Raw genomic sequence first — 13,448 nt, 5'->3', positions numbered from 1 at the left:
TGTTTATACTCTATTTAAAAGGATTTATAGTTTGTAGCTGAAACCTATCTCGAAGTTGGCGCCTTTCTTATAGCGTTCCACTTCCACCTCTTCGCCGGTGACGGGTACTTCCTGCTTGAAGATAACGTCGCGGTTCAACAGGTCGTTTACTTGCAGCTTCAGGCTGAAGTGCTTGTTGAGGTCGTAGCCGGCGCTGAAGTTCAGAGTGTGCAGGGTTTGTTGCTTGATGTCCCCCAGCTTGGACACGCCTACCGCATGGATGCGGCTGCCTTGCAGGTTGTAGAGCAAGGCGAGGTTCAGTTGCCGCTCTTCGCCGAAGCGGGGGGAGTAGGTGAGGTCCGCATTGGCAAGAATGGGGGATGCGCCTTGCAAGGGACGCTCTTTGTTGGTGTACGCGCCGCCTTCGGGCAATTTTACGTTGGTGTACATATAGCTGACGTTAGCACCCAGACGCAGGTCGTTTACCAGTTGCTTGCGAAACTCCACTTCCACACCGGCAGCCATTCCGTTGTCCGCGTTCCGGAAGCTGTGGAGTGTGGCTCCGCCTTGCAATGCTTGGATGCGTTCTATCGGGCTGTCGAGGTATTTGAAGTAACCGGTCAGTGAAATCATGTCTCCGTTCTTGCCGAAACGTTCGTAGCGCAGGTCAAAGTTATAGTTGTAGCCGTTTTGCAGTTCATCGTTACCGCGGATTTGCGCCGAACCGTAAGACTCCTGATAGAGAAAGGGGGCCATTTCGATGAATGAAGGACGGGTAACGGTGCGGGATGCGGAGAAACGGATGCTGTTGGCGTCGTTCACTGCATACTTCAGATTCAGGGTGGGGAAGAAGTCGTTCTTGTCCAAGTTACGTCGTTCGGCATACCAGTCGCCGCCGTCGGTGGCATAGTTCACCCATTGTTTGCTTATCTCGTAGCGCACGCCGAGGTTTACCAGTAATGCCGGTACAGGGTAGAAGTCGGTCAGAAGGTAGCCGGAGTAGATTTCGTTTCCTGCACGGTAACTGTCTTTGGGCTGCATCACACGCTGTACTACTATGTTCCCGTCTGCAATGTTTGCTTGGTTCAGGAAACCGTCGGTGTCGTAAATGTCGGTGATGTCGGGATTAATCCTGTTCAGGTTGTAGTAGAAACGGGTTGCTTTGTAGTCGCGGTTCTTGTTTTTGTAGTTGAAACCCAGTTTCAGGAAGTTGTTTTCACTCCATTTCCAGCGCATGGCGAGGTTCCCGTTCCATTCTTCCTCGTCCAGGCTGCCGAAGTAACGCATGGTTTCTTGGCGGTTCAGCTTGAAGAGGCCGAGTGTGCCGTCGTCATTCTTGATGTACATCACTTGGCGTCTGTCCGGTTCTTCGCTTCCGGTCTTGCTGTACGATCCGCCCCAAGTCAGTTCCCACTGTTCGCGCTCGCCGAAGTTGTGGAGCCCGTTCAGTTGGTGGTTCTGCAGGGTGTAGATATGTGTGATGCTGTTGCTTCCGGTCAGTTCGTGGTCCTCTGCGTCTATACCTTCGCGGCGCTGGTAAGTGTCTACGGCATTGCGTGCATAGAAAAAGGTGTAACCGATGCGGTCGTGTCGGCGCAGGGTATAGCCTACGTGTCCCAGTGCCGCGAGTTTCAACTCTTGTGCATAGCTGTCGTATGAGAAGTTATCCTGTACATTGCCTGTCGCTTCCAGAGTTTTATAGAAGGCGTTGTCCATATTTTGATAGCCGTTGCCGGCGCTTACGGATGCCAGTATGCTGAGTGTCTGGTTGCCAATGCCGATGTTCTTGCCGAAACCGAGGTTGCCGCCAAAGTCCGGCAGGGATGATTTCTTCTTTACGGCAAACGAGGTGTCGAATATATTTCCGGTCTTTACATAGTCGTCAAAATCCGACAGGGACATATCGAGTGCGGCTTGGTCTACACCGGAAGTCTTGAACAGCGAGCCGTTGCGGTTCATCCGGTAGCGGTCTTTGCCCAAAGTGTTGAACTTGCCGCCGGTGTTGAAACTGATATTGAAGAAATCTTCGGTGATACTCTCTTTGGTGTTGATGTCGATGTGCGCGCCCGAATAGTCGGCAAAGGCTTCCGCATTATATACTTTGCTTACGGTGATGTTCTGTACGGTGCTCGATGGAAAGAGGTCCAGCGGAATCAGTTTGTTGTCGGGATTGGGAGAAGCTATGGGAAGTCCGTTCAGGGTGGTTGTGCTGTACCGGTCGCCCAGTCCGCGCACGATGAGTTGTCCTGCGTCGGCAATGGAGATACCTGTAATCTTCTTTACTCCTTCTTCCACATTGCCGATGCCTTTGATGCCCATTTCCTTTGAACCGAGGTTCTCGATGGCGAGGGTGGCGTTTTGGCGTTCCATTTGCAGTGCACGTTCGCCTTCAAGGTTCTTTCGGGCTACTACGGATACTTCACCCAGAGCCTGCGCGTCGCTCTCCAGCTCAAAGTTCAGTACGACATCGGCATTGCCTGTTTTTACATTATTCATGACGATGTCTTTGTAGCCTACATATTTAATGGATAATGTGTAAGTTCCGTTTTTTACATCCAGAGAGTAGTTGCCGTCTATATCGGCGATGGCGCCTTGCGTAGTTCCCGCTATCTGTACGGTAGCTCCGGTCAGCGGCTCCCGGGTCTGCCTGTCGGTGATAGTACCTTTGATGGTACCTGCCATGACCGTCATGGCAGAAAGTGTAAGGAATAAAATAAGGAAGAAAATCTTTCCTAAATCTAATTTCGTGCTCATCTCTTTTATACGTTTCTTAATTCGCTGCAAAGATGCGCTGATGATGTTACGTGTTTGATACGGAGTGTGTACATTATGCTTTCAAAAGTATTAAGGTTCTGTTACATGGCTTTTGAGAATGAAATGTTGCTGTTCTTATCATAAATAATTATATTTGTTGCTTTAATTCAAAAAAAGAGATTATGGCAGTTACCGATAGGGATGATAGTGAACGTTTTCTGAAAATGAGCAAGCTGGGACGAATAGGTTGGTGGGAGGGAGACTTTGCTACACAAACCTTTCTGTGTTCGGAATATGTCTGCGAACTGTTGGAACTGGAGAGCGAGGTGATAACCTTTGATGATTTCTTCCGCATGATTCCCGAAGACTACCGCGACCGTATAGATCGCCAGTACAAAGCCTTGCTCTATCTCGATGTGTATGAGCAAACCTATCCTGTGATGGTGCGTGACGAGCTGCGGTGGGTTAATTCACGTGTGGGCTATAAGGAAGTGGCTCCCGACGGTTCCGTCCATGTGTTCGGTATAGTGCAGTTACTCAATACTTCACAGGATCTTCAGGAAAAAGATATTGTGCGTCGGCTCAATGACTTGCTTTTCCGCCAGACTTCCATTTCACAATCACTTTTTAGCTTCCTCAAAGAAGATGAAGTGGACGGTGCTGTTTATAATGTATTGAAAGATATTCTTGATTTCTTCCATGCGGGTCGTGCGTATATATTTGAATATACTGCAGATCATGATTTTCTGAACTGTACTTATGAGGTTTCAGCCTCCGGGGTGGATTCTGAGAAAGAACGGATGCAACATCTCTCTGTAGAGATGTTACCTTGGTGCAATACGCAATTGCTGCAAGGCAAACCTGTAATGCTGGAGAGCATCAGACGGATGCCCGGGATGTCGGATTATGAGTACAGTATATATGTACGGCAAAACGTTAAGGCCTTAATGATAGTTCCTCTTATTGTGAATGACCATGTATGGGGCTTTGTAGGAGTGGATATTCTGGACCGTTCGGTACTGTGGACAAACGAGGATTATCAATGGTTGGTATCACTTGCCAATATCGTATCTATTTGTAGAGAGTTGCGTAATAGTAAAGATAATGCCGTACGTGAACGTAATTTCCTTAGCAATCTATTTCATTATATGCCTTTGGGATATGTGCGTATGTCCATTATACGTGATAAGGAGGGGATGCCTTGCGACTTTCGTCTGACAAGCGTGAACCGGAGATTCGAAGAATTCTTGGGAAAGCCGGTGGAAAACTTTATCGGCAAGACTGCTTCCGAAATCTATGGAGACCCTACTGAGAAGCTTAATTATCTGTTAGAGCTGCTGGGTGGCGGTTTGCATAAAGAACAAGACTTGACGTTTGAACATACCGGGAGGGTGTGTCATACAGTTCTCTACTCTCCCGGAAATGATGAGGTTATGTCTCTCTATCTGGACACTACCGATACTGTACAAGCGCATCAGGCTTTGGACCGCAGCGAGAAACTTTTTAAGAATATCTTTGCCAACATACCTGCCGGAGTGGAGATTTATGATAAGAACGGATTCCTGCTGGATATCAATAATAAGAATATGGAGATATTCGGCATTCGTGATAAAGCGGATGTGATAGGCATTAACCTGTTTGAGAATCCGAACATATCTCCCCAACTGGCGGAACAAATACGTGCTTTGGATGCAGTGGACTTCCGGTTGGATTATGAATTTGAGAATATAGAGGGGTATTATCCTTCTGCGAAGCGTAATATAATAAATCTGTATACCAAAGTCAGCAAGCTATATGACAATAGCGGAAATTGTACCGGGTATGCTCTGATTAATATAGACAATACCGAGCGCATAGACGCTTTAAGCCGTATCTGTGACTTTGAAAACTTCTTCCTGTTGATTTCCGACTATGCAAAGGTGGGTTATGCCAAGCTGAATTTGCTGGACAGGAAAGGTTATGCCATTAAGCAATGGTATAAAAATATGGGTGAGGACGAAAGCGCTTCATTGCCGGAGGTTGTCGGCGTGTATAGCAAGATGCATCCGGATGATAGAAAGCGGATGCTGGACTTTTTCTATAAAGCGCGTATCGGTGAGGCCAAAAACTTTAAAGGTGAAATGCGCATCTTACGTCCGGGCACGAAGGGCAAGTGGAACTGGGTGCGTACCAATGTAGTGGTGAATCAGTTTGCACCGGAAGAGGGTATCATAGAACTTATCGGCGTGAACTACGACATTACGGAACTGAAAGAAACGGAAGCCATGTTGATTGATGCCAAGGAGAAAGCGGAAACCGCCGATAGGCTGAAGAGTGCTTTCCTTGCCAACATGAGCCATGAGATACGTACCCCGCTGAATGCGATAGTGGGCTTCTCCAGCTTGTTGCTGCAAGATGAGAATCCCGAAGAGCGGGAACAGTACATGGCGATTGTGGAAGAGAATAATGAACTATTGTTGCAGCTTATTTCCGATATATTGGACCTCTCAAAAATAGAAGCGGGTACTTTTGACTTGGTACACAAGGAACTGGATGTGAATTTCTTATGTGAAGATATAGTGCGTACCATGAAGATGAAAGCCCAGCCCGGAGTGGAGATTCTTTTTGAACGACATTTGCCGGAGTGTATTATTGTCAGCGACCGTAACCGTCTGAATCAGGTTCTATTCAACTTCATTAATAATGCGGTAAAGTTTACATCAGCCGGTAGTATACGTTTAGGGTATGACCAGGTGGATGCAAACCATTTACGCTTTTATGTGGCTGATACGGGGATAGGTATCAGTCGGGAACAGCAGGCCGATATTTTTGAACGTTTTGTCAAACTGAATACTTTTGTGCATGGTACCGGATTAGGATTACCTATCTGCAAGAGTATTATTGAACAGTTGGGAGGCATAATCGGTGTGGATAGCGAACCTGGTAAAGGGGCGTGTTTTTGGTTTACGTTACCGATAGCTTAGAAAAAAGGTATGTGCCACACGACACATACCTTTGTTTTTGTGCATTTTATAAGAATGGATTTATACGCCGCTGAATGCGCTGAAACCACCGTCAATAGGAAGCAATGCGCCTGTGACGAAGCTGGCGGCATCACTGCATAGGAACTGTACAGCACCATTCAGCTCATTGATGTCACCGAAACGTTTCATCGGAGTTTTTGCCAATACTTTCTTGCTGCGGTCGGTCAGCGAGCCGTCCGGATTGATGAGCACGGCACGGTTCTGGTCGCCGATGAAGAAGCCCGGAGCAATGGCGTTGACACGGATACCGTCTCCGTATTTCAGAGCCAGTTCGCTGGCAAGCCATTGAGTGAAGTTGGCAACGGCTGTTTTGGCTGCCGAATAGCCCGGTACGCGGGTAATAGCGCTGTAAGCTGCCATTGAAGACACATTGACGATACATCCTTTGCCTTGTTTTGCCATCACTTTGCTGAATACCAAAGACGGATAAACGGTTCCGTTCATATTCAGATTGGTTACTTTCTCCCAGCAGGCAATGTCCATGTCGTAGAAGTGTTGGTCGGGAGCCAAAGTTGCGCCCGGCATATTTCCACCGGCAATGTTGAGCAGGATGTCGATACGTCCCCACTTGGCAACAATATCATCGGCAAGTTTTTCAAGACTGGCTATGTCCAGTACGTTACCCACGATACCGATTACATCCTCACCATATGTTTTCAGTTCTTCTACACGCTTGTCCAGTTGCTCTTGGCGGATGTCTACTGCCACCACCTTAGCACCTTGTTGCATAAAACACTTGGCAATGCTGCCACCCAGTACACCACCTGCACCGGTGATGACTGCCACTTTACCTGCAATACTGAATTGTTCGTTCATAATTTTTCTTTCTTTTTTTATTTATCGTTCTTATCTTTCGTTCTTCATTCTTCATTCTTCATTTTACTCCCCATCTCATCCTGTACTACCGCCATCATGCCTTCTACCTGTGCCAATGCCAGCATACGGCCATGGAATGAATATCCGGGATTGTATCCTTTGTTTTCATCGCCCAGCATCATTCGTCCGTGGTCTACACGCATCGGCAGGTTCGGGTTCTCTTTCTCGAAGATACGGATAAGGTCGATAAGGTGTCCGCGTCCTGTCAGGTGAGAGCTCTCTATAAAGTTACCGCCCGGCATGGCTGCAGTGCTGCGCAGATGCACAAAGTGGGTACGTGATGCAAATTTCTTGGCAAGTTCGCGGGTGTCGTTATGCTCTCCTGCGCTGAGCGAGCCGGCACAGAAAGTCAGTCCGTTGTGAGGATTGTCCACGGCATTCAGGAACCATGCAATGTCCTCTTCGTTGGTCACGATACGCGGCAAACCCAATACTTGGAAAGGAGGATCGTCGGGATGTACGCACATATTTACTCCGTACTCCTCGCATACCGGCATGATAGCTGCAAGGAAATACCGCATATTTTCGCGGAGTGCGTCGCGGTCGATACCTTTGTATAGAGCCAGCAGGTTCTTGAAGATGTTCACAGGATTCTTGTCACCTTCCTTGATATTGCCGTTTACGAATCCCTGTGTCTTTACGATGATTGTGTCGATGAGGCTTTCTTTCTCGGCTTCGGTAATGGTTTTGTCCAGTTCGGCTACCTTAGCCAGCTCTTCTGCCGAATAGTCTTTCTCAGCCCCTTCGCGTTGAAGAATGCGCAGGTCGAAATAAGCAAAACGTACCCGGTCGAAATAGAGCGATGAAGTGCCGTCCGCCCAGGGGTGTTGTAAATCGGTGCGTATCCAATCGATAACGGGCATAAAGTTATAGCATACAGTCTTTACACCGCATTTACCCAAATTGGCGAGACTGACTTTATAGTTTTCTATTAGCTGTTCGCGTTCCGGTCCTGCATACTTAATGGCCTCGCATACGGGCAGGCTCTCCACAACAGACCAACGTAAGCCGTAGGATTCAATATATTTTTTTAAATCGTTGATAGCTTCTTCTGTCCATATTTCGCCATTGGGCACATCGTGCAGGGCGGTAACTATACCTTCCACGCCGATTTGACGAAGCATATCGAGTGTTATCTTGTCTTTCTTACCGAACCATCTCCAAGTCTTTTCCATACTTCTTTTTGTATTAATGATTTAAAATGATTATTTGCTGCAAATATAGCCACTAAAACAGTTCGAGGATAGACGGATATTTGCAGGATATTTGCAAATATTTGCGTGTATCAAAAGAAAGCGATTACTATTATTGGTATATTTGATGTAGTCTAAAGGTTTTTAGTTGACTACTAATATATTAAAAGAATCTCGTATGAGAATGGGCAATGGATAAGAAACAGGTAAAGTGCTTTGATACACTATGATTCTCATGCTGTCAAACAACTCAAATAACTCTGCAAAGATAATGTGTTTTTCGGTAGAATTAATTGTTTTCGTGGTTTTTGTTGGAAATGAATTTCTCAACAACTTAAATACAAATTCAATTTGCTTTTTTAGTAATGACAAAAGATTAATAATTATGGTACTTTTGCCAAAGAATACACAAATGAAACTTTCTCTAGATATGTCAATGGAAGTCCTGAGCAAACATCAGCCTGTGGCTTCAATGTTTATTTTACATTAACTCTTACAATTTATTTGAAAGATATAAAGTTACTGTTTTTGCATCTTGTTCTGATATTCCGAAGGAGCCTGCTTCGTATATTTCTTGAACAGCCGACTGAGATGTTGCGGATACTCAAACCCCAAATCATAAGCGGCAACGAGTCTCTCGCTATTCAAATAAGCTGTAAGAAGATTGTTGAAGCGCTTCAACAAATCATGATTGCTCGCTTCTCGGGCGGTAAACTGACGGTCGTAAAACCGCTTGCAATATTTGAGGATCAGCTCTATATACGTGACTATTATCGAATCGCGGTATTTATTGTTGTTTTGTCCGAGCGTTCTTCGGAGCTGAAGCAGAAGTGAAAGATAGATTTTCCGCTCGTTTTCGGTCATGTGCAGCGCCTCGTTCGTCTGATACTGGAAAAAAGAGTATTCTTTCATGGAATGTTCCAGCGGAGAGTCTTTTAACAAATCGGGATGGAACAGCAGCACCTATCCCCGACGGTTGAACCGTTTCCCGTTATAATCCACGCCTCCGGTTCGTCCCGGGGCCACGCACACCAGCGTGCCTTTTTCATAACCATATCCGCTATGCCCATAGGTAAGGTCTTCCAAGGTATCGTCCGGCAAAAAGAGCGCATAGACGAAAAAATCGGATTTGGTATGTAAGATGAGTGAAACTTCCGCATAGTCAATCACAGAGACAAGCTGATGCGTATCTACATGTCCGACGAATGCGCTGTAATCGCCAACCGATTGTACTTTCAATATCCGGTTCATACTTTCTTCCTGATACGGTTACAAAATTCCTGCGGTGTCTCCCCTGTGTACCGCTTGAACATACGGGTCAGGTGTGCGGGTATTTGAAGCCCAGTTAGTATGTTTTTTCTTTAATGGAGTCCCCTTTTGCCAGCTTGCCCTTCACGAGATCGACAACGGTGCGGCGTATATGATTGATGGCCGTTTCCCCCGTTCCGTTCCTTACTAGATAGTTGAAATAATTCGGGGAAAGGCACACGAATACCAAGTGAACTAATTTTATGGTGTTTGAGTGGCACTGGAAAATGTAAAATAATCTTGGATGATTGCTACTAATTTCTCTCAATCTCTTTTTTTTATATTATAAAAATCACTATTTTTGCAACACGCCATGAGAGTCTTTTTCCTTTTCATATCACTTGTTTTACAGGTAACTGTATCGATGGCTTCCGAGGTAAAATTCGTAAGTGTCAATACAGCTTATGGTGTTGCTTTTCGTGAAACGGCTTCACTTTATGAGGATAAGAATGGCTTTATTTGGAGCTCATCGAAAACAGGAATATTGAGGTTGGCAGGAAGAAGTTACAAACTCTATTCGCTACCTTATGTAACCACAGATGTGGGGACGATAAAACTTGTAGGATATGCCTCTCAATTGTATGCTTATACGAGTAATGCACAAATTTTTGTGTACGATAGTCTCTATGACCGTTTCCAATTACAGATGGATTTACGCGCAATGTTAGGCAATAAATATGTCAACATAAACCGAATAACGATTGATGCTGATCATGTTCTTTGGATTGCTTCCTCTTTCGGGTTATATCGTTACACGGGTGATTCCATTGAAAAAATTGGGAAAGAAAGTGAAAATGTACAGGATGTATTGTCAGCAGATGATGGAGTGTTATTTGTCTCCTACAAAGGCAAAGTGGAAAAAGTACATATTAATCATTCAGGATTACAGTCCGTTGATATCATGGAAGATACTCGACTGAATAATGTTGTGCGCTTATTTTACGATGCCCAACAAGACCGGTTGTGGGTGGGAACGTTTTCGGAAGGATTGTTCTATGTTAATTTTTCATCGAAAGTATTTCATAAAGTAACAGCTCATAATTTTCCTTCAAGCCAACCGATATTAGTGATAAAAGAAAATACCGACAGTACGCTACTTGTTGGAGTGGATGGTAAGGGCATATGGGAATTAACGAAAGATGGCACGAAGGTCTTAAATATTTATTGTGAAGAAGCAGATAATCCCTCGTCGCTTCGTGGAAATGGAGTGTACGACCTTTTAATAGATAAAAATAAACGCTTGTGGGTAGCGACCTATAGTGGCGGTGTCTCTTTTTCTGAACAATCGCCTTCAGTTCTTCATGTTACTCATAAAGTGAACAATACTAACTCACTGATCGATAATAACGTAAATCGTATTATCAAAAGCCACCGGGGCGAATTATGGATGTCCACCAACAATGGCATCAGCCGTTGGAACAGAAAGCATAACCGTTGGCAAACCTACCTCAATGACTTACAGGGAGAAACGACTGTCTTTTCTGGCTTATGCGAGGACGATGAGGGAAATATCTGGGCGGGCACGTTCTCGTCAGGCATTTACGTGTTAGATGGAACAAGTGGTCGCATACTCAAACATTTTTCTGTTATAAATAAACTAAGCGACTTTACACTCCGATTTATTACAGATATTATCAAAGATAGTAGTGGCGATCTATGGATTGGTGATACGCAAAGCCATATCGTTTGTTATCTAACAAAAGAGAAGCGCTTTAGAGCATACAAACCTGTTAATATCGGTTATTTTGCTGAATGGCAAAAAGGAAAAATGTTATTAGCAAGCTCCACTGAGCTGAAATTATTGGACAAAGAGAGTGGAGAAAGTGAAGTTTTACTTAGCGGATATGTTTTTGGTGACATCAAATTAATGGATGATCGGTTGTGGCTGGCTACAAGTGGAGGCTTGCTATGTTATGAACCCGAAAGTCACCAAATACAGGCGATTACGACCGATTCGGGATTACAGTCAAATATTATTAATAGCCTTGTACCCGTAGGTGATTCCTTATTAGTAGTTACAGAAGGTGGTTTATCCTTTTTCTCTCCCAAAAATATGAGAGTATATCCCTTTTCTTTACCCTATTCTTTATCGGGACTTTCTTTCAATGCTCGTTCTGATGTTGTTTTGAATGACGGATGTTTAGCGTTGGGTACAAACAATGGCTTGGTTATTATTAATCCTGAACTGTCGAGGCAGACAGTGGATAAGAGTAAAATATACATTCAAGACATCTTTGTTTCGGGTAGTTCCATACGTGAGAATCCTCAAATACTGCAAGGTATTCCGGTTAATTTAAAGACTAATCTTTTACTCAGGCATAATCAGAACGCAATTTCGATAGATTTAATCCCTACCGGTACAGTATCTTCGGAGAATCGTTTTTCTTGGAAAATGGAAGGATTAGATACCGATTGGAGCCGACCTTCTATTTATCCAGGCATCAGTTATATGAATTTGCCTGCGGGACATTTTCGTCTTGATGTACGCATGATGGACACTTCGCTTTCACGAGTAATCGATTCACGGACAATTGAAATACGAATAACACCTCCATTTTGGAACACGTGGTGGTTCTATCTTATTGTGATAATTGTTATATTTCTCTTTATTTTGTATATAATAAAATCTTATACAGATAGATTGAAACAAAGATATGCAAGGGATAAAATCCGGTTTTTCATAAATATAGCACATGATATTCGTACATCTTTAACCTTGATAAAGAATCCGATTGATGAAATAGATAAAGATAAGGGTCTATCGGAGAAATCGCATTATTACCTCCATATGGCCAAGGAACAATCTAAAAAATTATCGTTGGTTGCTACGCAATTATTAGATTTTCAGAAAATAGAAACAGGAAATGAACATTTATCGCTCACGATGGCGGATGTAGTATGGTTGGTTCGGCAACAAGTCAAGCTATATGGTGCATCCGCAGAAGAAAAGCAAATCAACTTGAATTTTGTATCAAATCAAGAGACATACTTTACCGCTATAGATGAGCAAAAAATAGAAAAAGTGATTGAGAATTTACTCTCGAATGCAATAAAATATTCACATAATGGGAGTAAAGTCGATATAAACCTGTTGTGCGAACCCAAGGGATGGAAACTAAGTGTACAAGATTATGGTATAGGAATCTCGAAGAATGAGATTAATAGTTTATTTCGAGAGTTTTATAGAGGAGAGAATGCTATAAACTTAAAGATAATAGGTTCGGGAATTGGGTTATTGTTGATACGGGATTATGTTACCATGCATCAGGGTAAAGTTTTGCTAAAAAGTAAAGAAAATGTAGGCTCCACTTTCAGTATCGAGATACCATACAAGAGGACTTATAACCCAGACCTAATGATTTCCAGTATTGAAACAAACTCAAAAAAATCCTTTGAAATTGACGAGGTTTCCACTCCCGAGTCTAAGATGAATGTCTTGATTGTTGAAGATAACGATGAGTTGCGTAGCTTCTTAAAAGTTTCTTTACAAGATATATATAATATACAAACAGCGGGTAATGGTTCAGAAGCATGGAATCTGATTAATAAGAAAGCTCCAAATCTCATAATATCTGACATTATGATGCCCGAGATGAATGGCTTCGATCTGTGTAAACGCATAAAATCAACTTTCGAAACTTCTCACATTCCGGTTATTTTGCTGACAGCCTTATCTGATAAGGCAAAAGAATTGGAGGGTTTAGGTTTGGGTGCTGATGATTATGTAACAAAGCCTTTTGATATGGCTGTTTTCACACAGCGAATAAACACCATTTTGATAAATAGAGAGATGGTTCGGGAGAAAATCTTAAAGTTGATTAAACCCATTGATAAAAAGTCTCCAATATTTGTAAATGAATTGAATGATGCATTTGTAAAAAAGGCATTGCAAGTTGTAGAAGAGAACTTCTCAAATAGCGAATTTAGTCGTGACGAATTTGCTTCCATGATGAATGTGAGTTCTTCCCTTTTGTACAACAAACTTAAATCCTTAACAGGACAATCACCGATAGAACTCATCAAAACCGTACGGCTTAATCATGCCGTGGAACTTTTGCAATCGAAGAAATACACGGTAACCGAAGTTAGTGAATTATGCGGATTTTCCAGTGCAAACTACTTTGGTTCGGCCTTCAAAAAACATTTTGGTAAACCTCCGGTTGATTTACTCAACTAACCCTTCTTTTGGGGTAAATCTATCTTATTGAAATAGATTTGCCATTCCCATTTGCGCAATTATCACAAATATCATTAGCAAAATAATGAAAAGCTGTACTGTTTTTCCTGTGATACTCCGTCCTTTGCAGTAAGATTT

Annotated in this window: 7 protein-coding genes; 2 read left to right on the top strand and 5 right to left on the bottom strand. The window is 43.5% G+C overall.

Annotated elements, in window-relative coordinates; genetic code table 11:
- Positions 1 to 24: 24 nt before the first annotated feature.
- Complete coding sequence (locus DW121_RS01455; RefSeq protein ID WP_118322878.1) at positions 25 to 2,733, bottom strand: TonB-dependent receptor; 2,709 nt, start codon at positions 2,731 to 2,733, stop codon at positions 25 to 27.
- 182 nt (positions 2,734 to 2,915) lie between these two features.
- On the opposite strand from DW121_RS01455, the gene DW121_RS01450 reads away from it, so the two are divergent.
- Positions 2,916 to 5,696: an ATP-binding protein gene (locus tag DW121_RS01450; RefSeq protein WP_118322877.1), complete on the top strand. Its 2,781-nt coding sequence runs from the start codon at positions 2,916 to 2,918 to the stop codon at positions 5,694 to 5,696.
- A 60-nt stretch (positions 5,697 to 5,756) separates the two neighbouring features.
- On the opposite strand, the gene DW121_RS01445 is transcribed toward DW121_RS01450, so the two are convergent.
- From DW121_RS01445 to DW121_RS15770, 4 genes are all read right to left on the bottom strand, one after another.
- Complete coding sequence (locus DW121_RS01445; protein ID WP_117711069.1) at positions 5,757 to 6,572, bottom strand: SDR family oxidoreductase; 816 nt, start codon at positions 6,570 to 6,572, stop codon at positions 5,757 to 5,759.
- Positions 6,573 to 6,616: 44 nt separating this feature from the next.
- Positions 6,617 to 7,807 carry a mannonate dehydratase gene (gene uxuA / locus DW121_RS01440; RefSeq protein WP_118322876.1) on the bottom strand — a complete coding sequence of 397 codons (1,191 nt, stop codon included), beginning with the start codon at positions 7,805 to 7,807 and terminating at the stop codon, positions 6,617 to 6,619.
- 537 nt (positions 7,808 to 8,344) lie between these two features.
- Entirely contained in the window at positions 8,345 to 8,788 is a 444-nt protein-coding gene (locus tag DW121_RS15775) for a helix-turn-helix domain-containing protein (protein WP_233555757.1), read from the bottom strand.
- On the bottom strand, positions 8,789 to 9,076 hold the full coding sequence (locus tag DW121_RS15770; protein WP_233555756.1) for a hypothetical protein: 288 nt from the start codon (positions 9,074 to 9,076) through the stop codon (positions 8,789 to 8,791).
- 370 nt (positions 9,077 to 9,446) lie between these two features.
- Between DW121_RS15770 and DW121_RS01425 the strand changes: the two genes are divergently transcribed.
- Entirely contained in the window at positions 9,447 to 13,310 is a 3,864-nt protein-coding gene (locus tag DW121_RS01425; protein WP_233555755.1) for a hybrid sensor histidine kinase/response regulator transcription factor, read from the top strand.
- Positions 13,311 to 13,448 lie beyond the last annotated feature (138 nt).

The sequence above is a fragment of the Bacteroides sp. AM10-21B genome, from assembly GCF_003472565.1.
In the GTDB taxonomy this organism is placed as follows: Bacteria; Bacteroidota; Bacteroidia; order Bacteroidales; family Bacteroidaceae; genus Bacteroides; species Bacteroides propionicigenes.
This window is presented reverse-complemented; position numbering and strand designations above follow the sequence as displayed.